The 21,818-nt window shown below is 38.2% G+C and carries 20 protein-coding genes; 18 read left to right on the forward strand and 2 right to left on the reverse strand.

Features of this window, described 5'->3' with window-relative positions; translation table 11 throughout:
- Together IKK64_05045 and IKK64_05050 are read left to right on the forward strand one after the other, a co-directional pair.
- Positions 1-1,060, forward strand: a 1,060-nt coding sequence (locus tag IKK64_05045; GenBank protein MBR4119428.1) for an Ig-like domain-containing protein, incomplete at its 5' end; no start/stop codon positions are given.
- Between the two features lie 38 nt (positions 1,061-1,098).
- Complete coding sequence (locus tag IKK64_05050) at positions 1,099-2,931, forward strand: SusD/RagB family nutrient-binding outer membrane lipoprotein (GenBank protein ID MBR4119429.1); 1,833 nt, start codon at positions 1,099-1,101, stop codon at positions 2,929-2,931.
- Between the two features lie 71 nt (positions 2,932-3,002).
- On the opposite strand, the gene tpx is transcribed toward IKK64_05050, so the two are convergent.
- On the reverse strand, positions 3,003-3,497 hold the full coding sequence (tpx, locus tag IKK64_05055; protein MBR4119430.1) for a thiol peroxidase: 495 nt from the start codon (positions 3,495-3,497) through the stop codon (positions 3,003-3,005).
- Between the two features lie 201 nt (positions 3,498-3,698).
- Between tpx and IKK64_05060 the strand changes: the two genes are divergently transcribed.
- The 3 genes from IKK64_05060 to IKK64_05070 are packed head-to-tail and all read left to right on the forward strand — an operon-like array spanning position 3,699 to position 5,595.
- The gene (locus IKK64_05060) at positions 3,699-4,079 is read left to right on the forward strand and encodes a YraN family protein (GenBank protein MBR4119431.1); all 381 of its coding nucleotides are present in this window, start codon (positions 3,699-3,701) and stop codon (positions 4,077-4,079) included.
- Entirely contained in the window at positions 4,076-4,816 is a 741-nt protein-coding gene (locus IKK64_05065; protein ID MBR4119432.1) for a biotin--[acetyl-CoA-carboxylase] ligase, read from the forward strand. The genes IKK64_05060 and IKK64_05065 overlap by 4 nt, the downstream gene beginning before the upstream one ends.
- Positions 4,817-4,827: 11 nt before the next feature.
- The gene (locus tag IKK64_05070) at positions 4,828-5,595 is read left to right on the forward strand and encodes a transporter (protein MBR4119433.1); all 768 of its coding nucleotides are present in this window, start codon (positions 4,828-4,830) and stop codon (positions 5,593-5,595) included.
- Positions 5,596-5,612: 17 nt separating this feature from the next.
- Here IKK64_05070 and IKK64_05075 read toward each other — a convergent pair whose 3' ends face one another.
- The gene (locus IKK64_05075; GenBank protein ID MBR4119434.1) at positions 5,613-6,467 is read right to left on the reverse strand and encodes a hypothetical protein; all 855 of its coding nucleotides are present in this window, start codon (positions 6,465-6,467) and stop codon (positions 5,613-5,615) included.
- A 137-nt stretch (positions 6,468-6,604) separates the two neighbouring features.
- Between IKK64_05075 and IKK64_05080 the strand changes: the two genes are divergently transcribed.
- The 13 genes from IKK64_05080 to ilvC all read left to right on the forward strand — a co-directional run bounded on the left by IKK64_05080 (position 6,605) and on the right by ilvC (position 21,472).
- On the forward strand, positions 6,605-7,321 hold the full coding sequence (locus IKK64_05080; protein MBR4119435.1) for a UMP kinase: 717 nt from the start codon (positions 6,605-6,607) through the stop codon (positions 7,319-7,321).
- A 22-nt stretch (positions 7,322-7,343) separates the two neighbouring features.
- On the forward strand, positions 7,344-7,907 hold the full coding sequence (gene frr, locus IKK64_05085; protein ID MBR4119436.1) for a ribosome recycling factor: 564 nt from the start codon (positions 7,344-7,346) through the stop codon (positions 7,905-7,907).
- A gap of 15 nt (positions 7,908-7,922) precedes the next feature.
- Positions 7,923-8,855: a ribosome small subunit-dependent GTPase A gene (rsgA, locus tag IKK64_05090; protein ID MBR4119437.1), complete on the forward strand. Its 933-nt coding sequence runs from the start codon at positions 7,923-7,925 to the stop codon at positions 8,853-8,855.
- Between the two features lie 80 nt (positions 8,856-8,935).
- Positions 8,936-9,730 carry a thymidylate synthase gene (locus IKK64_05095; protein ID MBR4119438.1) on the forward strand — a complete coding sequence of 265 codons (795 nt, stop codon included), beginning with the start codon at positions 8,936-8,938 and terminating at the stop codon, positions 9,728-9,730.
- Between the two features lie 13 nt (positions 9,731-9,743).
- On the forward strand, positions 9,744-10,238 hold the full coding sequence (locus IKK64_05100; protein ID MBR4119439.1) for a dihydrofolate reductase: 495 nt from the start codon (positions 9,744-9,746) through the stop codon (positions 10,236-10,238).
- Positions 10,239-10,362: 124 nt separating this feature from the next.
- Positions 10,363-10,632 carry a 30S ribosomal protein S15 gene (gene rpsO, locus IKK64_05105; GenBank protein ID MBR4119440.1) on the forward strand — a complete coding sequence of 90 codons (270 nt, stop codon included), beginning with the start codon at positions 10,363-10,365 and terminating at the stop codon, positions 10,630-10,632.
- A gap of 228 nt (positions 10,633-10,860) precedes the next feature.
- Positions 10,861-12,666 carry a translational GTPase TypA gene (typA, locus tag IKK64_05110; protein MBR4119441.1) on the forward strand — a complete coding sequence of 602 codons (1,806 nt, stop codon included), beginning with the start codon at positions 10,861-10,863 and terminating at the stop codon, positions 12,664-12,666.
- 227 nt (positions 12,667-12,893) lie between these two features.
- Positions 12,894-15,209, forward strand: a complete 2,316-nt coding sequence (locus tag IKK64_05115) for a BamA/TamA family outer membrane protein (GenBank protein ID MBR4119442.1) — start codon at positions 12,894-12,896, stop codon at positions 15,207-15,209.
- A gap of 292 nt (positions 15,210-15,501) precedes the next feature.
- Positions 15,502-17,331, forward strand: a complete 1,830-nt coding sequence (gene ilvD / locus IKK64_05120) for a dihydroxy-acid dehydratase (protein ID MBR4119443.1) — start codon at positions 15,502-15,504, stop codon at positions 17,329-17,331.
- A gap of 49 nt (positions 17,332-17,380) precedes the next feature.
- A complete protein-coding gene (ilvB, locus tag IKK64_05125) occupies positions 17,381-19,096 on the forward strand; it encodes a biosynthetic-type acetolactate synthase large subunit (GenBank protein MBR4119444.1) in 1,716 nt (571 codons plus the stop codon).
- Complete coding sequence (gene ilvN / locus IKK64_05130; GenBank protein MBR4119445.1) at positions 19,090-19,644, forward strand: acetolactate synthase small subunit; 555 nt, start codon at positions 19,090-19,092, stop codon at positions 19,642-19,644. The genes ilvB and ilvN overlap by 7 nt, the downstream gene beginning before the upstream one ends.
- 1 nt (position 19,645) lies before the next feature.
- On the forward strand, positions 19,646-20,392 hold the full coding sequence (locus IKK64_05135) for an acyl-[acyl-carrier-protein] thioesterase (GenBank protein MBR4119446.1): 747 nt from the start codon (positions 19,646-19,648) through the stop codon (positions 20,390-20,392).
- Positions 20,393-20,425: 33 nt separating this feature from the next.
- The gene (gene ilvC, locus IKK64_05140; protein ID MBR4119447.1) at positions 20,426-21,472 is read left to right on the forward strand and encodes a ketol-acid reductoisomerase; all 1,047 of its coding nucleotides are present in this window, start codon (positions 20,426-20,428) and stop codon (positions 21,470-21,472) included.
- The last annotated feature ends 346 nt before the right edge of the window (positions 21,473-21,818 follow it).

A 21,818-nucleotide genomic window follows, 5' to 3' on the forward strand; every position in this document is an offset into this window, starting at 1 on the left:
AGCAAATATTGGATTTACAATTGAGAACCCCAAAGCAGATGATCCTTCATTATCAGAAGAGGACAAAGCATTATACGAGACATACCGTATTCAAACAGCTACTGCTCTTGTAAATGTGATTGACCGCAATACTGTTGAAGTTGAGAGCGTAGTATTCGTTAACGATGCCGATCCACTTGTAGCAGAGGTTATCACTGAGCAAGAGACAACAGCAAGATCAGTTCCTCTATATACTTACATTGCACCTGAGGAGTCAGTAGGTCCATGGCCTTCAGTATTCTCAATCGAGTGTCAAGACGGAGCAGAGGCAACTGTTAAACAATCAGGAATTGATGAAACAACAGGTAGAGAAATTACTCCTGAGATATCAATTACTCACGCAGGAACAATCCTTGTAACAGCAACATCTCGTGATAAAACAGCTGTCTTAACAGTAACTGCTAAACTCAGAATTAACCAAACAGAACAAGGAGATAAACTTCAATTGTCAACAACTAAAAACGAGTATCTACCTGGCGAAACAGATAAAGTTAAGGCATTGCTTCTTTCTGCTTACAAAGTTTATGACAATGAATACACTTGGACTTCAAGCAATCCTGAGGTTGTAGAGGTAGATGCTGAAGGTAATATCACTGCTAAAGCAGATGGAACTGCAACAATCACAGCAACAATAACTGATGATTTCGGTTATACAGTTACAGCAATGAAAGATATTTCTGTACGTTCTGTCTCAGCAGATGTCAACTTCAACGACCCTCAATGGGATGGATATTATATAATTGACCTTGGCGAGGGTGGTACATACTACATGGATACAGAGGAAGGTTCAGAAGACCTATTCACTATAGTATTAAATACAGAGTTGAGCGGTGAAGGAGTTTACACAGCAGGTACAGACTTCAGAGGAACTATTACGTTCCCATCAAATGATGTATTTACTATCAATGGAGGAACAATTACAATCTCTGGAGATGAGTGGACATTTGATCTACAGGTATCAAGGTCTACTGCATCAGGAAAAGTTGTTGGAACAAAAACATATATATTGCTTGAATGGTAATAAGTATTCATCTTATTTGAAATAAAGAAATTATAACTATGAATAAAATAAATAAATATAGCATACTGCTTATAATGCTTTTTATGACCATAGGAGTATATGCAGATTATGGTCAAGTTCGTACTTTAAAGATATATAATAGTGATGGAACAACTGAAACTTTGTACATATCAAAAATAGATAGTGTCACTTTTAAAAATTCAGATTCAATGCTAGTAGATGTTCCTCTCATCAAATGGGAGTTGCAAAGTGCATTGACTGATTCAAAAAGCAGTGTTGTTGCAACAAGTCCTTTCGGTTATCAGACTTCAAATGCCAATTCAGTTGATGTGTTTGCAGGATATACAACAGTAAGCCGTAGTGACTTCCAATATGGACCAGCGCTATCCAATACATACCAATGGCCTAATGGATATTATGGTTCAGCATGTAGTATGGGACCCACAAGTGCATTGTATAATGCTTATACATACGCTGAGGTATTTGGAGTACCCGAGTACAAAGCAATTGCTCAAATTATTTATGCTCAAACAGCACTACACGCAGTAAACAACGCAGGTTGTGTACCTTACGAAGATGCTCGTAATTTAAAAGTAACACGTCCTCTTAAATATTCTTCTCAAGAGGAGACATACAATTTGATACTTGACGATTTAGATGAGGCAATTAAAACTCTTAAAGAGCGTAAACCAGATAAAGAATCATTGATTGGAGTAGAGGGAGATGCATACGACAAAGGTGATGCTAAATATGCTTTCTCTGAGTATCGTTGGGAAAAATGGGTACAACTTGCAAATACCATTAAATTGCGTATAGCAATGTATTTAGCAAAACCAAATCCAACACTTGCACGACAAGTTGCTTCAGAGGCATTGTTCGATGAGATTGGAGTACTTACTGAGGATTTTGGTCCTGCATACAAAGAGGGTATAACAGTTCACCCATATTATCAGATTTCATCTCAAAAAGGAGGATGGGGCGATAGCCACATGAGTGCTTCTTTTGAGAACATTATGAAACGTACCGGAAATCCATTGATTGCGAAATTCTTTGAAAAAAACTATGGAGCTGTAGCATGTATAGTAACTGGTATAAAAACAAAAGCAGAAGCAGACTACTACGGAATCCGTCAAGGAACAAAAGTAGGAGTCAGAACTACGGGTGCAGGATACTATAACTTCTCAGGAATCTCAGTATCATTCAAATATGAGCGTCAATTATGGGTAACAAAAGAGGAGGTCATCTTCTTGAAAGCAGAGGCTGCTCTACGTTGGGGATTAGGAGGAGATCCTAAAGCATTATACGAAGAGGGAATCCGTTCAGCATTTGCTAAATATGGATATAGTGCAGATGTAGATTCATATCTTGCGCAAACTAAAGTTGTTCAACAAAAGAAAGCAGGAAATTTCTACGATATTCACTATGTTGACATCTTTAATGCAAATAACAATATTGACGGACGTTTAGATATTTGTGTAGCATGGGACGATACAGATTCTAAAGAGACTAAATTAGAGAAAATCATCACACAAAAATGGATGGCAATCTTCCCCAATGGACATGAGGCATGGGTAGATTATCGCCGAACAGGTTATCCTCGCTTGTTCCCATCAGTACAAAAATGGCAAGGAGTTCCAACATTCCCTGTTGAATTGCAACTACGTCGTATTCCACACGATGAGAGTGATGAAAACATCCTTCTATATGACCTTCCAAATATTGAGGCTGCATTGTCAATCTTTGGACAACCAGGTGAGAACTCAGGAGGTCAACGTCTATACTTTGAGGGAGATCCCGCAGAGTATCCATATGAATTTGAAACAGGAGAGGATAATCCAAGACTTGGATGGCCTATACCAAAAAACTTTTAGAATAAAATATAAAATTGTAACTAAAGCAGAGAGGGCAATTGCTCTCTCTGCTTGTATATAGCCATTACTATTTACCAACTCAAAACTTGAATAACCTCCATATAGTCAGGCTCTGAGTTAATATCCTCAACAAGTTGAGTGTAATAGATTTTTTTATCTTTAACAACTACGATAGCACGAGTAAGTAGCCCTGAAAGAATCCCCTTAGAGATTACAACTCCATAGTTATCGCCAAAGTCCCCAGGATAAAAGTCTGATGCAGTAATAACATTCTTAATGCCCTCAGCACCGCAAAAACGCGACAGAGCAAAAGGTAAATCCTTTGAAACACAAACCACCACACAATCCTTCAACTCTGCCGCCATTTTATTGAAACGCCTAACCGATGTAGCACAAACACCGGTATCAATGCTTGGGAAGATATTAAAAACAATACATTTGTCATTAAAATCCGATAAATGTAATCTCTTCATTTCACTTGTTGTAATAGTAAAATCAGGAGCCTTAGCCCCATTTGCAATAAACTTATGTTTTAGTTCTTGCACCTCACCATTCAGATAAATCATAAATCTTTTTTTATTATACATTTCATTATACCAACATATCGCATCCCAATAATGTTTGCTAAAAAGTTTTAAATCCCTATCTTTGCAAAGGATAAACCATTGCGAAAATAGGCTGCACCTCGGCATAACTTAAACAAGTTTAGTTCTGCTCTCGGTTTGCACTATCTTTGCAGAAGAGCAAACAACTAACAACTAAAATATATGGCAAAGCATAACAGTTTGGGAAAACGTGGCGAGGAGTTGGCAAGAGAGTATCTTGCCTCAAAAGGTTATGCAATTTGCGAAGAGAATTGGCACTCCGGAAAATATGAATTAGATATAGTTGCACAAGATGGTATGGAATTGGTAATTGTTGAGGTGAAAACACGCTCAAAAACAGACTATGGAAATCCAGAAGATTTTGTGACACCACAAAAAATAAAACGTACTGTTGATGCTGCCAATCACTATCTTGAACTGCAACCGCATCACCTTGATATTCGCTTTGATATAATCTCGGTAGTGCTTGGAGATGCAGGTAGTGATAACTACGAATTAGAACATATTATTGACGCATTTATGCCCGATCTTCGTACCCGATGAAAAAACATATACACTACACCCAAGCAACCTCAACTAATACCCTTATGCGAGAAATGTTGCAAGAGAATCCCAACTTGCCCGCTTTTTTTGTGGTAAGTGCAGGTTTTCAAACATCTGGGCGAGGACAACGTCAAAATGTATGGGAGTCGGAACAAGACAAAAACCTTCTCTTTTCACTACTTATAAGACCTCAAACAATACCGGCAACCAAAGCATTTGTAGTGTCGCAAATTGTCTCTGTTGCCATAGCAAACATACTAAGTAAATATGTTAAAAATATTGCCATTAAGTGGCCTAATGACATCTATTGCGGAGATAAAAAAATATGTGGCATTCTGATTGAAAACTCTCTAATGGGAAACAATCTAAATACCTCAATAGTAGGTGTTGGAATAAACATAAATCAAACAGAGTTCTCTCCTTTCTTGCCTAACCCCACATCACTTGCAATATTAACGCAACAAACATATTGCTTGCAAGACATATTAGAGGAGGTAGTGTGTGAGATAGAGCAACAATACCAAAACTTTGTCAGAGAGGGAGTAGAGGAGATAAGTGTATTGTATCATAGTTTGTTATATAGATTAAATTTTCTATCAAAATATAAAATAGACTCCGAAGACAACATTCAAGAGGCAACAATAATAGGAGTTGAACCTAATGGGTGTTTAATGTTAAAACATTGCGATAACCTTATCCGAAGTTATGCTTTTAAAGAAGTTGAATATATAATATAGTTAATAAAACTATGAAAATAGCCAAGCAGATAAAAGCAATTATATTATTACTGTTTGTAGCATTAACATCAGTAGCGCAAGAGCAAGAGGTGGAATTTACAGCAGACCGTCCGGGAGCATCAACAGGAACGGGGGTGGTAGCAAAAAATGTTATACAGTGGGAACAAGGAGTTCAATATGACGGAGATGGAGGTAGCGGACAATTTACCTTCAGTAACACTCTGTTTCGTTACGGATTGTTCAATGGGGTGGAATTGCGATTAGGTGGCGATGCTTTAATATATAAAGATGGCGATAAGTGGCGTCCAGCATTTTCGGGATTGAGCATAGGGACAAAAATTTTATGTTATGAGGGCAAGGGTGGAATACCGGCAATAGCAATACTCGCTGACTTGGCACTCCCTGCAACAGGAAACGAAGGCTTTGTTGTTGAGCGATTGGCACCATCGTTTTACCTGCTATTCGATAATTCTGTAAATGATTGGTTTAGTATAGGGTATAACGTAGGAGCAGAGTGGGATGGAGCAACCGCAACTCCATCGGCATTTGTGGCTTTATGTTTGGGATTCTCAATCAACTCACGTTTGGGATGCTTTGCTGAGAGTTACAATAACTTTGCACGATATGGAAACTTCTATGGTGTAGATTTTGGATTAAACTATATGGTATCTGACAGAGTGCAACTTGATGTTGCAGCAAATATTGACGCCTCTAATCCTCGTGAGTGCTGGGCTGTAAGTTGTGGATTTGCTTGGCAGATAAATAATCCAAAGAGGTAGCAGTCTGCTATTAGTTGTCAGTTGTTGGTAATTGGAGCTTCAAATGCCGAAATCATAGCATCAATCTCTTTTATAATGTTTTTAACGTAGGGACGTTTATTGGTAAGGAAATCAACATCTAAATAACTCTTTGCACGTTTAAGAGCAGAGTATATATCAGTGTTTATATACTTAATAGATTCTCCTTTTTTACTATTTTTTTCGGGTAGCCTTACTATAAAGTTACCATCTTTAATGCTCTGTTTTGCAGATATAAAGTAATAGTTTCCAAGGAATAATCGAGCCTCTGCTATTTTAGGATTTATATTAAAAACCTCTTCCATTACACTAATGGCAGAGTTGATGTCGCCTATATCGTTCATTGCTTTTGCCTTAACAATCATAATGTTACAAACATTCTTAGGTTTGCTCTCAATAATTGCATCAGCAACCTCAATGCACTTTATGTTATTTTTTCTGTTAAAGTAAAAATCTAAAAGGCGGTTATTGATAAAATTCTTTAACCAAGGTTGTTTTTCTTTAATAAGTAAAAGAGTATTTTCATAAATCTCTGTACTGCGAGTTTTAAGAGAAAGAGTTAATGTTCTTGTTAATACAGAGTCTAACGGAATACCTCTGTTCTCTGAAATTGTGATATATGAGATAACTCTATTGTAGTTGTTGCATTTTCCTGCGGCAATAATCGAAGGGGCATATAGCGAGATGTTATCTTTCTCACTATTCAATACAATGTTGTATATCTCCGAAGCCTCTTTCCACTCTTTTTTAAGGAAATGTTCTTCGGCTTTGAGAACTATTTTATTCTCTCCTGATACCAAAGTCCCGAGAGAAGAGATAAATAATAATGTTCCTATAATAATAGATTTAATCATAAATAAAGACTCTAAAATAGGCATCTAAATTAATAAAGAAAATTCTAATAATATCCTTATGTAAAAAATAAATTAGCAAAACGTATGAAAGTTCACACAAAATTTATAATTTTGAACAGATAAATAAAATAACTACTATGGAAGTAAAGTATAAAAGAGTATTGTTAAAACTCAGCGGTGAGTCGTTAATGGGCGAAAAAGGCTATGGAATAGATGAAAATCATCTTGCAGCATACGCAAAACAGATAAAAGAGGTTGCGGATATGGGCATTGAGATTGGAATTGTAATTGGCGGTGGAAACATATTCCGCGGATTGAGCGGAGCATCAAAAGGATTTGACCGAGTTCGTGGCGACCAAATGGGTATGTTGGCAACCGTAATAAATAGTCTTGCACTACAATCGGCATTAGAGACAGCAGGGCAACCCGCAGCGGTATTTACAGCAGTAGGAATGTTCCCAATAGGCGAACCTTACGGAAAGAGCAGAGTAATTGATGCCTTAAAATCAGGTAAGATAGCAATTATGGCAGGAGGAACAGGAAATCCATACTTTACAACCGATACAGCGTCAGCATTGAGAGGAGTGGAGATAGAGGCTGATGTTATGCTAAAAGGAACACGTGTTGATGGAATCTATACAGCCGATCCTGAGAAAGATCCCAATGCAGTAAAATTTGATAGCATCACATACGATGAGATATATAATCGCAATCTCAGAGTAATGGACTTAACAGCAACAACACTATGTAAAGAGAATAAACTACCCATTATAGTATTTGATATGGATACAGCTGGTAACCTTAAAAAAGTACTTTCGGGCGAGAATATAGGAACATTAGTATATCAAGAATAAAAACAGAAAAAAACGAAATATTATGGCAGACTTAAATGTAATATTAGACGCAGCAGGCGAGAAAATGGAGATGAGTATCGCATTTTTAGATGAGGCATTGGCAACAATACGTGCAGGAAAAGCATCGGCACGTTTGTTAGATCCAGTAAGAGTTGACTACTATGGCTCTTCAGTACCCGTTTCGCAAGTAGCAACAATAGTAGTTCCCGATGCAAAAACTATAATGATACAACCATGGGAAAAGAGTATGTTGCGTGAGATTGAGAAAGCAATTCAAAACTCAGCTGTTGGTATCACACCTGAGAATAATGGTGAGCATATCCGCTTGGGAATACCTCCAATCACTGAGGATCGTCGTCGCGATCTTGTAAAACGCTCAAAGGGTGAAGCTGAGAATGCAAAAGTTGCAATACGTAATGCACGCCGTGAGGCAATAGAGGCATTCAAAAAAGCTCAAAAGAATGAGGGAATGCCAGAGGATATGGCAAAAGACGGAGAGGAGAGAGTGCAAAAACTTCACGACAAATATATTAAAAAAGTAGATGACCTATTTGCCGAGAAGGAGAAAGAGATTTTGACTGTATAATCGCAAACAAAAGAGTTGAGAGGCTTAGTAACTAAAAATACAGGAAGTGGTTATTGGGTGAGACTCGATAACGGAAAAACCCTTTTATGTAAAGTAAAAGGGAACTTTCGTTTAAAAGGAATACGCACCACTAATCCCGTAGCGGTTGGCGATTATGTTAAGGTTGAGGAGGTTGGCGGTGGCGTAGCCTATATAAAAGAGATAGAGGAACGTAAAAACTATATAATACGCAAAGCTTCAAATCTCTCAAAAGAGTCGCATATATTGGCGAGCAACTTGTCGCAAACCCTTTTGATAGTAACAATAGTACATCCTCAAACAAATCTTGTCTTTATTGATCGCTTTTTGGCAACAGCCGAGGCTTATAGAGTACCAGCAATACTTGTATTTAACAAGATTGATCTCTACAACGAAGAGGAGCAAGAGCTTTTGGATGCAGTTATAAACCTATATGAAACAATAGGGTATAAATGTCTGAAAGTATCGGCAGCAACAGGTGAGGGAATAGAGTCTTTACAGGGAGAGTTAGAGGGTAAAACTACATTGCTTTCGGGTAATTCTGGAGTAGGAAAATCGAGCATAATAAATGCGATAATACCCAATGCAAATCTTAGAACGGGCAATATCTCTTCATCTCACGGAAAGGGAATGCATACAACAACATTCTCTGAAATGTTCGATTTACCAACCTCAGGAGCAGTTATAGATACTCCAGGAATAAAAGGGTTTGGAACAATCGACTTTAAAGAGACGGAGGTATCGCACTACTTTCCTGAAATTTTTAGAGAGTCAGCCAATTGCCGATTTGGAAACTGTACACATCGCAACGAGCCGGGTTGTGCAGTATTAAAAGCATTGGAGGAGCAGAGAATAAGTCAATCGCGATATGCCTCATATTTGAGTATATTAGAAGATATAACAGACGGTAAATACCGAACAGGGTTATAATCAGTTGTTAGTTGTTAGTTTTTAGTTGTTAGAGAAATCTAAAAATAGCAAGTAGATACTAACTGCAAATATTAATAAAGATGAAACAATATTTAGATCTATTACAAAGAGTTCTTGATGAAGGCGTAGTAAAAAGCGACCGTACAGGAACAGGAACAACATCGGTGTTTGGACATCAGATGCGTTTTAAGATGGAAGATGGTTTTCCTCTATTAACAACAAAGAAACTCCACCTTAAATCAATCATATATGAGTTGCTATGGTTCTTAAAGGGAGATACAAATGCCAAATACCTGCAAGATAACGGAGTTCGTATCTGGAATGAGTGGGCAGATCCGGACGGAAATCTCGGACATATTTATGGCTATCAATGGCGTTCATGGCCCGACTATAAAGGTGGACATATTGACCAAATATCAGAGGTGGTGGAGACAATAAAAAACAATCCCGACTCTCGAAGAATAATAGTGTGTTCATGGAATGTAGCAGATCTGCCAAATATGAACTTACCCCCATGTCACTGCTTCTTCCAATTCTATGTGGCAGATGGTAAATTATCGTTACAACTATATCAACGTAGTGCTGATATATTCTTAGGCGTGCCATTTAATATAGCATCGTATGCACTACTTTTGAAGATGATGGCACAAGTAACAGGATTAAAAGAGGGAGACTTTGTTCATACACTTGGAGATGCTCACATCTATAATAATCATATGGAGCAAGTGCAATTGCAATTGTCTCGAGAGCCAAGAGCTTTGCCTCAAATGAAGATAAATCCCGATGTAAAGAGTATTTTCGATTTTAAATTTGAAGACTTTGAGTTGGTTGATTACGATCCTCACCCACACATAAAAGGAGTAGTGTCAGTATAAGAGATAAAAGTGTATGGCAACAATATCTGTAATAGTAGCAGTAGCGGAGGACGGAGCAATAGGTAAGGATAATGGATTGCTATGTCGCTTACCAAATGACCTGAAATATTTCAAGTCGCTTACGCTTGGGCATACCATAATAATGGGACGCAAAACATTTCTTTCGCTACCCAATGGAGCATTGCCAGGTAGAGACAATGTAGTGCTATCGCGTTCGCAGGTTGAGTATCCCTCAACCAAAACCTATCATAGTGTAGAGGAGGCGATAGAGGCAGTTAAAGAGCAAGAAGAGGTATTCTTTATAGGAGGTGCTCAGGTATATGCTCAAGTATTAAAATATGCCGACAAACTATATATAACTGAGATACACACTACATTTCCTGATGCAGATGCTCATTTCCCCGAGTTGGATAAAACAGAGTGGAAAGAGGTATCCCGACAAGATAACCCTGCTGATGAAAAGCACTGCCACCCATATAGTTTTGTAGTGTACGAGAGAGTGGGGTAGTTATCATCTATCAGCATAATTAGTCCAATTAGACTATAACTAATAATACAAAGAGTTGCACATTTAAAAAAAATGTATTAATTTTGCACCGCAAATTTTTATTAACCATAAACAATTTTTTAAGATGTATTTAACTTCTGAGAAAAAGAGAGAAATCTTTGAGAAATACGGAAAGTCTAATACTGATACTGGCTCACCTGAAGCACAGATAGCATTATTTTCATACCGTATCGCTCATTTGACTGAACACTTAAAGTCAAATCACAAAGATTATAGCACTGAAAGAGCATTGAAAATGTTAGTAGGTAAACGTCGTCGCATGCTTGACTATTTGGTTAAAATTGACATTGAGCGTTACCGTGCTATCATCAAAGAGCTTGGTATCAGAAAGTAATCGAGTTAAAGGCTCAATTACAAAAAGAGAAAAAAGAGGCTGTCGGAAAATATTCGATAGCCTTTTTTTAGTTCTCGGATTGTATATTTAGTATAAATTTGACACTTAAAGTCGCAGAAAAATTGTAACTTTGCACCTAAAATAAAACAAAGTTTTATTCAATTATAGAGGATGCCAGAAAGTAGAGGGGTATTCCAAGAGTAAAAACGACTAAACAAATTCTTATATATGTCGCAACAAATCAGAAACATTGCAATTATTGCCCATGTCGATCACGGAAAAACAACAATCGTGGATAAAATGCTTCTTGCGGGAAAACTCTTTCGTGAGAATCAAACATCTGGCGAGTTAATACTTGATAATAACGACCTTGAGCGAGAGAGGGGAATTACAATCTTATCAAAGAATGTATCAATAACCTACAAAGATTGCAAGATAAATATTATAGACACTCCAGGACACGCCGACTTTGGAGGCGAGGTGGAGCGAGTATTAAACATGGCAGACGGATGTTTGCTACTTGTTGATGCTTTTGAAGGACCAATGCCACAAACTCGTTTTGTGTTGCAAAAAGCAATAGAGATGGGATTAAAGCCCATAGTTGTGGTAAATAAAGTTGATAAACCAAATTGTCGCCCTGATGAGGTGCAGGAGATGGTTTTTGATCTTATGTTCAATTTGAATGCAACAGAAGATCAATTAGACTTCCCGACAATATTCGGTTCTGCTAAACAGAACTGGATGTCGCTTGATTGGCGTAAACCAACTGAAGATATAACCGTTCTTTTGGATACAATAATAGAGACAATACCAGCACCTAAAGTTCTTGAAGGAGAACCTCAGATGTTGATTACATCGTTAGACTTTTCATCGTATGTAGGACGTATTGCGGTAGGTCGTATTCATCGCGGAACTCTTCGTGAAGGTATGGATGTATCGTTGTGTAAAAAAGATGGTAGCGTAGTAAAGCAACGTATAAAAGAGATGCATCTTTTTGAGGGGTTAGGGCGTACAAAAGTAACTGAAGCGTCATCGGGAGATATATGTGCTCTTGTAGGAATTGAAGGTTTTGAGATTGGAGATACAATCTCTGATGTGCAAAATCCAGAGCCACTAAAACGTATAGCCATTGATGAGCCAACAATGTCAATGACCTTTACTAATAACGATTCGCCCTTCTTTGGAAAAGACGGAAAATATGTAACCTCACGTCATATTGCCGACCGCTTAGCAAAAGAACTTGATCGTAACCTTGCATTACGAGTAGAGAAATCGGAGAACTCAGATGTATGGACAGTATTTGGACGTGGAGTATTGCATCTGTCAATATTGATAGAAACAATGCGTCGTGAGGGCTATGAATTGCAAGTAGGACAACCTCAGGTAATTATAAAAGAGATAGATGGAGTAAAAAGTGAGCCTGTTGAACAACTAACCATAAACGTAACCGAAGAGTATTCTAATAGAATAATTGATATGGTAACGCGTCGCAAGGGAGATTTAATGGTTATGGAGAGTCAAGGCGATAGAGTGCATATGGAGTTTGTAATTCCATCACGCGGAATAATAGGTTTGCGTAACAATGTCTTAACAGCATCGGCAGGAGAGGCAATAATGGCACACCGTTTCTTGGAGTATCAGCCATGGAGAGGAGAGATTGATCGCCGTTCAAATGGCTCGTTAATTGCAATGGAGAGTGGAACAGCATACGCCTATGCAATAGATAAATTACAAGACAGAGGTCGTTTCTTTATACATCCTCAGGATGAAGTATATGCAGGACAAGTAGTGGGCGAAAATGCCAAAGAGGGAGATATTGTGGTAAATGTAACAAAATCAAAGAAACTTACCAATATGCGTGCATCAGGAGCAGATGACAAAGCGCGTATTATTCCTCCTGTGATATTCTCGCTTGAAGAGGCATTGGAGTATATCAAAGAGGATGAATACCTTGAAGTAACACCACACCACTTACGTATTCGTAAAATAATATTGGATGAGATAGAGCGTAAGCGTCAAGCAAAACAACAATAAAAGAGTATATTGGACATTAGTTAGAGAGTGTATCGAGAAAATATAATTTCGGTCACTCTCTTTTTTTTGTAAAAGAAATGAGTTTGTAAACCCATTTTTGGCTCTTATTTTACTGTAACACCTTTGTCTATCTTAAATAGTTTATTAAATTTGCACTAATAAAAACTAAAGAACCATTTGTATAGTTGGTATAGTAATAAAGATGTAAGTATAACTACCCCTTTCTGATGAAATTTAAAATCACACTCTTTATACTCTCTGTTTTGTTGTTGGCAACATCGTGCCGACCAACCAAACACGTACCCCAAGGAGAGTATCTGTTGAATAGAGTGAAGATTGAGGTAGATAATAAGGATGTAAAATCATCATCTTTGAAACCATATCTACGCCAACAACCAAATCATAAAACTTTCGGAATAATAGGGTTGCCATTGGCTTTTTACAATATGTCGGGAACAAAAGATAACCGATGGAATCGTTTTATGCGAAAAATAGGAACTCCTCCTGTAATATATGACTCAACTCTAACAGAAAAGAGTAGAGTAGAGATACAAAAGGCAATGAAAAATAAAGGGTATGCCGAAGCCGAAGTAACTGCCGATACTGTAATAAAGAAACGAAAAATAAAGGTAACTTATAACGTAAAGAGCAATACCCCGTACAAATTAAATAGGGTAACATACAATATCCCCGATGACTCAATATCAAAGTATGTAACCCTTAAAGATACAACTCAGTATCTTTTAAAAAAAGGAACACTATTTGACTATTACATATTAGATAGTGAACGTGAGAGAATAGCTAAAGAGTTGAACGATAGAGGATATTATGCCTTTAATAAAGAGTATATAACATATACTGCCGATACAACAGTTGGTGATCACTTGGTAGATTTGGAGGTTAATCTATTGCCGTATCCAATAGCAAAACCCGACGGAACGGGGGTAGTCTTTGTAAAGCATCGCCCCTATACAATACGCGATGTATATTTCTATACCGATTACAACCCTATGAATGTTGATCAGCGATATACGGTCGTTGATACAGCACACTATGAAGGAAACACAATCTACTATGGCAAAGATCACTATCTACGTGAATCGGTATTGGTAAACAACTGCTTTATAAAGAAAGGTGAGAAATATAGTCAGCGAATAGTTGACAACACAATGAGTGCATACGGACGGTTGAGGGCATTCAAATATGTAAACATACAGTTTGCACCCGTAGAGGTTGATGGCAAGATGATGCTTGATTGTTATATACTTCTTACAAAAGGAAAAACACAAACCATATCAACAGAGGTAGAGGGTACGAACTCGGCAGGAAATTTTGGATTTGCACTTGGTTTTACCTATCAACACAGGAATATATTCAAAGGCTCACAGACCTTCTCAACAAAGATACGTGCAGCATACGAGAATATAACAGGCGACTTAGGAGGTTTAATAAGTAACAACTACCTTGAACTTGGAGCCGAGATGGGAATTTCGTTTCCTAAATTTATATTCCCCTTTGCAAAGAATAAGCAACGACAGAAATTGCGTCCCACAACAGAATTGAAGTTAAGTGGCAACTATCAGCGCCGACCAGAGTTTGTGCGTGTTATAGCAGGAGCAGGATGGGGGTATAATTGGTTTAGTAATAGGAATAGATTTCGTCATAAATTTGATTTGGTTGATATAAGTTATATATATCTGCCAAAAGTAACCGAAGAGTTTAAAAATAATATAAATGATTTGTCGGTAGATAATCCGTTGCTCAGATACAGTTATGAGGATCACTTTATAATGCGAATGGCATACTCTGTCTATCTCTCTAACCTAAATCCTGAATCAATAAAACCAACGGGGAATATATACACTTTCCGTATGGTTAACGAGATAGCAGGAAACCTGCTGTACGGAATATCAAGTGCAATATCAAAACCACGTCCCCAGGATGGTTACTCTATATTTGGCATCCGATATGCACAATACTATAAATGTGATATGGACTACACCTATACCTTCCTGTTTAACGAAAAGAACTCGCTGTCGTTACACGTAGGAGCAGGAGTGGCGGTCCCATACGGAAACTCAGAGATACTTCCCTTTGAAAAGAGATACTTCTCAGGCGGAGCAAATAGTGTGAGAGGATGGTCAGTACGAAGTTTAGGACCAGGATCATATCAGAGAAAAGATCCAACCTCAGATTTTATGAATCAGTGCGGAGATGTAAGATTAGACTTCAATATAGAGTATCGAAGCAAACTGATATGGAAGTTAGAGTTAGCTGCATTCATTGATGCAGGAAACATCTGGACAATAAAAGATTATGCCGCCCAACCGGGAGGAGCATTCAAAATAAACAAGTTCTATAAAGAGCTAGCATTGGCATACGGTTTAGGACTTCGTCTCGATTTTGACTTCTTTGTATTACGTCTTGATCTTGGAATGAAAGCATATAACCCAGCAGTAACAGGTAAGAGCAAGTGGGTAATATCATACCAAAACTTCTCTCGCGATGCGGCACTACACTTCGCTGTTGGTTATCCGTTCTAAAAAGCGAGTTTAAGAACTTCTAATAACAACATCATAGAATATCCTGCTTTTAATGAAATATTAAAGTTTTGCAGTATAATTATCTGTAAAACTTAAAGAGTATAACCAATTGTTGTCGGAAACTTATTGTCTTTAACTATGGTTATTGCTAAAAAATGATAAAAAGGTATAACTTTTATTGGTTTTTATTTGCATTAATAATTAAAAGAGGGTAATTTCGCACCTTATTATATGTGAAAGAGAAGAGAGGCAAAAATAAGATAAAGAGACTCTCTTAAAAAAAAGAAAAATTATGGCAAACAAATTACGTAGTGCGCAAAGTACCGAAGGTCGTAGAATGGCAGGAGCAAGAGCATTGTGGAGAGCCAACGGAATGAAAGAGGAGCAGATAGGGAAACCCATTATAGCCGTAGTAAATTCATTCACACAATTTGTACCGGGTCATGTGCATCTTCACGAGATAGGACAAAAAGTTAAAGAAGAGATAGAGAAATTAGGATGCTTCGCAGCCGAGTTCAATACAATAGCCATTGATGATGGAATTGCAATGGGGCATGACGGAATGTTATACTCACTACCATCACGTGACCTAATTGCCGATAGTGTAGAGTATATGGTAAATGCTCACAAAGCCGATGCTATGGTGTGTATAAGTAATTGTGACAAGATAACACCCGGAATGTTGATGGCTGCAATGCGATTAAACATCCCTGCAATATTTGTATCAGGAGGACCTATGGAGGCGGGAAACCTTCGTGGTAGAGCATTAGACCTAATTGATGTTATGATTGAGGGAGCAGACGCAAGTGTAACCGATGAACAGGTAGCAGAGGTAGAACGAGTAGCTTGCCCATCATGTGGATCATGCTCAGGAATGTTTACTGCAAACTCAATGAATAGCCTGAACGAAGCAATAGGAATGGCTTTGCCGGGAAACGGCTCAATAGTGGCAACACACAAAAACAGAGAGAACCTGTTTGTAAAGGCAGCAGCGAAGATTGTTGAAAACTGCAAAAAATATTATGAGGATGGCGATGACTCAGTGCTTCCACGTTCAATAGCAACACGAGCAGCATTCTTAAATGCTATGACACTTGATATTGCAATGGGAGGTTCCACCAACACAGTATTGCACCTATTGGCAATAGCACAAGAGGCGGGAGTTGATTTTACAATGGATGATATAGATGCTCTATCACGTAAAGCACCTGTGTTGTGTAAAGTAGCACCAAGTTCTCACTTCCATATGCAAGACGTAAACCGTGCAGGTGGAATTATCTCAATAATGAGTCTATTGGCAAAAGAGGGATTGGTTGACACCTCAGTAAAACGTGTTGACGGATTAACACTGGGAGAGGCAATAGACAACTATGCTATTGACGGAAAAAACTTTACTGAAGAGGCAGCTAATCTATGGAAGAGTGCACCATGTAATAAGTTTAATCTTAAATTAGGATCGCAATCAAGTCAATATAAAGAACTCGATACCAATCGTGAAACCGGATGTATCAGAGATTTCAGCCATGCTTACGTAAAAGACGGAGGATTGGCAGTGTTGAAAGGAAACATTGCTCAAGACGGATGTATAGTGAAAACAGCAGGAGTAGATGAGAGCATATTCCGTTTTACAGGAACTGTTAAGGTATTTGAGTCGCAAGAGGATGCGTGTGAAGGAATATTAGGAGAAAAAGTACAAGCGGGCGATGTAGTAGTAATCACACACGAAGGACCAAAAGGAGGACCAGGAATGCAAGAGATGCTATATCCCACTTCATATATAAAATCTCGTCACTTAGGAAAAGAGTGCGCCTTAATCACTGACGGACGTTTCTCAGGTGGAACATCGGGATTATCAATAGGACACGTATCACCCGAAGCAGCGTCGGGAGGAAACATCGGACTATTAAAAGATGGCGATATAATAGAGATAAATATCCCGGAACGTACAATAAATGTACGTTTGTCAGATGAAGAACTTGCTCAAAGAAGAGCAGAAGAGATGAAACGAGGCAAAGATGCCTTTACTCCTAAGACTCGTAACAGAGTAATATCTAAGGCGTTAAAGGTGTACGCTTCTATGGTAAGTTCTGCCGATAAAGGAGCATTTCGTATTATAGAATAATTAATTATCTTTGTTGTTTGAAAATAATAACAAATTTTACCATTCAATTATGGCAAAAGAGAAATTGACAGGCTCTGAAATATTGATAAAAAGTCTTCTTGCCGAAGGCGTAGATACAGTGTTTGGATACCCCGGAGGAGCAATAACTCCGGTATTCGATTGTATGTATGATTATCAAGAAGAGTTGAAACATATATTGGTTCGCCACGAACAAGGAGCAACACATGCGGCACAAGGTTATGCACGTGTGTCGGGTAAGACTGGAGTTGTAATAGTAACTTCAGGCCCCGGAGCAACAAATACAATCACAGGAATTGCCGATGCAATGATGGATAGCACACCTATGGTGGTGATAGCAGGACAGATGCCATCATCAATGTTGGGAACAGATGCTTTTCAAGAGACCGACGTTGTGGGTATAACTCTGCCTATCACAAAGTGGAGTTACCAAATACGCCGAGCAGAAGATGTGGCGTGGGCGGTAGCAAGAGCATTCTATATAGCATCAACAGGACGTCCCGGTCCTGTAATGCTAGACTTTGCAAAGAATGCCCAAACCGAAGTGGCTGAATTTGAATACAAAAAGTGCAACTATATACGTAGTTACAACCCCTATCCTAAACTAAATGAGCAATCAATAAAAGAGGCTGCTCGAATGATAAATGAGGCAAAAAAACCTCTTATGTTAGTAGGACAAGGAGTAACATTAGGAGGAGCCGAAAAAGAGGTCCTAGCGTTGATGGAGAAGGCTCAAATACCAGTGGCCACAACTCTTTTAGGATTATCATCAATACCTACCTCTCACCCATTGAATATGGGAATGATAGGAATGCACGGAAACGTAGCGCCTAACGTAATGACAAACGAGTGTGATTTGTTGATAGCAGTAGGAATGCGTTTCGATGACCGGGTAACAGCAGTACTTGACACATATGCACGTCAAGCAAAAAAGATACACTTTGATATAGATCCATCTGAGTTTAATAAAAACGTACCAGTTGATTTGTCAGTTTTAGGAAATTCAAAAGAGTCAATTGCTGCGGTAACAGAGTATGTTGATAAAGCAGAACATACAGAGTGGCTTAAGATGTTTGAGAGACCAAAAGCTGAAGAGCAGACAAAAGTAATAGAGGTTGAGGTATCTCCAAAAGAGGGAGCGTTGAAGATGGGCGAGGTGGTAAACCGAGTGTCAAAATATACCAATAATAGTGCAGTTGTAGTAACAGACGTAGGGCAAAATCAAATGATGGGAGTCCGCTATTCGGGATATTCGCAACCACGCAGTGTAATCACCTCAGGTGGATTAGGAACAATGGGATTTGGATTGCCAGCAGCCGTTGGAGCAAAATTTGGAGCCCCTGAGAGAACAGTCTGTTTATTTGTAGGAGATGGAGGATTACAGATGACCTTGCAAGAGTTGGGGACCATAAAAGCATACGGTGTAAATGTAAAAATAGTATTATTGACCAATACCGTATTAGGAATGGTGCGTCAATGGCAAGAGTTGTTCTTTAACCAAAGATTTTCAGAAACAGACCTGTCAAACCCGGACTTTGTTGCATTAGCAGCGGCATACGGAATAAAAGGACGCCGTATTGAGAAACGCGAGGAGTTAGATGGTGCAATAGAGGAGATGTTGCAACACGATGGTTCTTATCTGCTTGAGGCAGTAGTTGAGAAAGAAGAGATGGTATTCCCAATGACGCCAACAGGAAAGAGTGTAAACTATGTAATGTTAAACCGCGACGAAATATATAAATTGTAATGGAAAAACTATATACAATAACAGCACTCTCTGAGAATGAGGTAGGTCTGTTAAACCAAATATCAATTATCTTTACCCGTCGCAAACTCAACATTGAGTCGTTATCTGTATCGGCATCAGCAATAAGTGGTGTGCATAAATTTGTGATAACCACAAATTGTGATGAAGCGATGGCGATAAAGGTCGTAAATCAGATAGAGAAGAGAATAGATGTAATCCGAGCATTCTATTATGCCGAAGAGGATATAGTATATCAAGAGGTAGCGTTATACAAAGTCTCAACTCCAGAGCTATTAGAAAAGGGAGGATTAGAGAGGTTGGTAAGAAAATACAATGCTCGAATATTGGAGATTCATCCTGTATATACCATAATAGAGAAAACAGGTCATACAGAAGAAACACAAGCTCTATTTCATGACCTTGAACAATACGGAGTATTACAATTTGTAAAATCGGGAAGAGTATCTATTACAAAATCAACCATTGAGCATGTTGATAAATTCTTGGAGTGTCAAGAGTTACGTAGAAAGGAATTAGAGGAGGAGTAGGATGGAGACCAAGCCAAAAGAGTATTCAAAAACCTATAATATTGTAGCATCAGATTGTAATGCACAACGTGAAGTGACATTACCATTCCTTGCTAACAAAATATTGGATGTAGCAACTGAGCATGCCGATATATTAGGGATAGGATACGCTGATATTACCCCTAAGAATCAAGCATGGGTGTTGGCACGATTGGCATTGGAGATGGATAGATATCCAAAACCATACGAAACATTAATCATAGAGACTTGGGTAGAGGATTGCAATAAACACTTTTCGGAGCGTAATTTCTGTATGAAAGATGCCAAAGGTAATATATATGGATATGCTCGCTCGGTGTGGTTTGTAATTGACTTAACAACTCGCAAATCGTTAGATATAAGTTCATTCGCAGGAATGAAAGATATGATGTCAGAGCGAGTTTGTCCTATGACAAAAATAGGAAAGGTAAAACCTATCACTTTTGGAGAAGGATTTATACACCAAGTAAAGACAGGAGATATAGATTACAATCGCCACTTTAATAGCGGAAAGCAGGTTGAGCATATAGTAAACCTTATCCCAATGACCGATTTAGATACAAAGTATATAAATCGTTTTGAGATAAGTTATATGAATGAAGCACACTTCAATCAAGAGTTATCTCTAATGCGAGTAGAGGAGACTCCTGACAACTATGCGGCAGAGATGAAACCCACCGATGGTGGAGCAACAATATGTAGATGTAGAATAATTTTAAAAACGAGATAATAAATTAATTAACTTAATAAACAAAAAAAAATTATGGCAATAATGAATTTTGGCGGAGTTGAAGAGAATGTAGTAACCCGCGAGGAATTTCCATTGGAAAAAGCAAGAGAAGTATTAAAAAACGAGACAATAGCAGTAATCGGATACGGAGTACAAGGTCCAGGACAAAGTCTTAACCTTCGAGATAACGGATTTAACGTAATCGTTGGACAACGTAAAGACTCAAAAACTTGGGATAAAGCAGTTGCTGATGGTTGGGTACCAGGTGAGACACTATTCGATATAAAAGAGGCTTGCGAGCGTGCAACTATTATACAATATCTATTGTCAGATGCAGCACAAATTGAGGTATGGCCAACAGTAAAAGAGGCTCTTACTCCAGGTAAAGCACTTTATTTTTCACACGGATTTGCAATCACATACAAAGAGCGTACAGGAATTGTTCCTCCAGCAGATGTTGACGTAATATTAGTAGCACCTAAAGGTTCAGGAACAAGTTTGCGCCGTATGTTCTTGCAAGGACGCGGATTGAACTCAAGTTTTGCAATCTTCCAAGATGCAACAGGACGTGCAAAGGATCGCGTAATAGCATTAGGAATTGGAGTAGGATCAGGATATTTGTTTGAGACAGACTTCAAGCGTGAGGTATATTCTGACTTAACAGGAGAGCGTGGAACATTGATGGGTGCAATACAAGGAATCTTTGCAGCACAATACGAAGTATTACGTGCAAACGGACACACTCCATCAGAGGCATTCAACGAAACAATTGAGGAGTTAACACAATCACTTATGCCACTTGTAGCAGAAAACGGAATGGATTGGATGTATGCAAACTGTTCAACAACTGCACAACGTGGAGCATTAGACTGGTGGAAAAAATTCCGCGATGCATCAAAACCCGTATTTGAGGAGTTGTATAGCGAGGTAGCAAAAGGAAACGAGGCTCAACGCTCAATCGACACCAATAGTCAACCAGGTTATCGCGATGGACTAAACAAAGAGTTAGAGGAATTGCGCAATAGCGAGATGTGGCAAGCAGGAGTTGTAGTGCGTAAATTACGTCCTGAGAACAACTAAAATTAACATATAAAGCACGACAGAAGGATGACATTATTAATGTTATCCTTCTGTCGTGAAAAAAAAATAGTTGTACCCTACAACATATAACTATAAAAACTTTCTAATCGAAGTGTAAAAAAAGTGAGGAGAAATCTCTCGATTTATCCTCACCAAACCAATTTATAAACTAAACGAAAATATATAACACTATTATGGTTATCAACTCTTTTGGTAGTTACAAAGTTATAACCTAAAAAATAGTAATACAATACTCAAAAAAGAGTATTTTGTATTACTAGTACCAAACTAATAGTAACAAAAATTTGGTATTGGAGATAAATATTTGATAAAGATAAAAAATAAT

It is taken from the genome of Bacteroidales bacterium (assembly GCA_017521245.1).
Lineage (GTDB): Bacteria > Bacteroidota > Bacteroidia > Bacteroidales > G3-4614 > Caccoplasma_A.

What these genes read in the sequence shown, in the direction of transcription:
- IKK64_05050 (MBR4119429.1), top strand. Translation starts at nt 1,099, where the DNA reads ATGAATAAAATAAATAAATATAGCATACTGCTTATAATGCTTTTTATG.
- tpx (MBR4119430.1), bottom strand. Translation starts at nt 3,497, where the DNA reads ATGATTTATCTGAATGGTGAGGTGCAAGAACTAAAACATAAGTTTATT.
- IKK64_05060 (MBR4119431.1), top strand. Translation starts at nt 3,699, where the DNA reads ATGGCAAAGCATAACAGTTTGGGAAAACGTGGCGAGGAGTTGGCAAGA.
- IKK64_05065 (MBR4119432.1), top strand. Translation starts at nt 4,076, where the DNA reads ATGAAAAAACATATACACTACACCCAAGCAACCTCAACTAATACCCTT.
- IKK64_05070 (MBR4119433.1), top strand. Translation starts at nt 4,828, where the DNA reads ATGAAAATAGCCAAGCAGATAAAAGCAATTATATTATTACTGTTTGTA.
- IKK64_05075 (MBR4119434.1), bottom strand. Translation starts at nt 6,467, where the DNA reads ATGATTAAATCTATTATTATAGGAACATTATTATTTATCTCTTCTCTC.
- IKK64_05080 (MBR4119435.1), top strand. Translation starts at nt 6,605, where the DNA reads ATGGAAGTAAAGTATAAAAGAGTATTGTTAAAACTCAGCGGTGAGTCG.
- frr (MBR4119436.1), top strand. Translation starts at nt 7,344, where the DNA reads ATGGCAGACTTAAATGTAATATTAGACGCAGCAGGCGAGAAAATGGAG.
- IKK64_05095 (MBR4119438.1), top strand. Translation starts at nt 8,936, where the DNA reads ATGAAACAATATTTAGATCTATTACAAAGAGTTCTTGATGAAGGCGTA.
- IKK64_05100 (MBR4119439.1), top strand. Translation starts at nt 9,744, where the DNA reads ATGGCAACAATATCTGTAATAGTAGCAGTAGCGGAGGACGGAGCAATA.
- rpsO (MBR4119440.1), top strand. Translation starts at nt 10,363, where the DNA reads ATGTATTTAACTTCTGAGAAAAAGAGAGAAATCTTTGAGAAATACGGA.
- typA (MBR4119441.1), top strand. Translation starts at nt 10,861, where the DNA reads ATGTCGCAACAAATCAGAAACATTGCAATTATTGCCCATGTCGATCAC.
- IKK64_05115 (MBR4119442.1), top strand. Translation starts at nt 12,894, where the DNA reads ATGAAATTTAAAATCACACTCTTTATACTCTCTGTTTTGTTGTTGGCA.
- ilvD (MBR4119443.1), top strand. Translation starts at nt 15,502, where the DNA reads ATGGCAAACAAATTACGTAGTGCGCAAAGTACCGAAGGTCGTAGAATG.
- ilvB (MBR4119444.1), top strand. Translation starts at nt 17,381, where the DNA reads ATGGCAAAAGAGAAATTGACAGGCTCTGAAATATTGATAAAAAGTCTT.
- IKK64_05135 (MBR4119446.1), top strand. Translation starts at nt 19,646, where the DNA reads ATGGAGACCAAGCCAAAAGAGTATTCAAAAACCTATAATATTGTAGCA.
- ilvC (MBR4119447.1), top strand. Translation starts at nt 20,426, where the DNA reads ATGGCAATAATGAATTTTGGCGGAGTTGAAGAGAATGTAGTAACCCGC.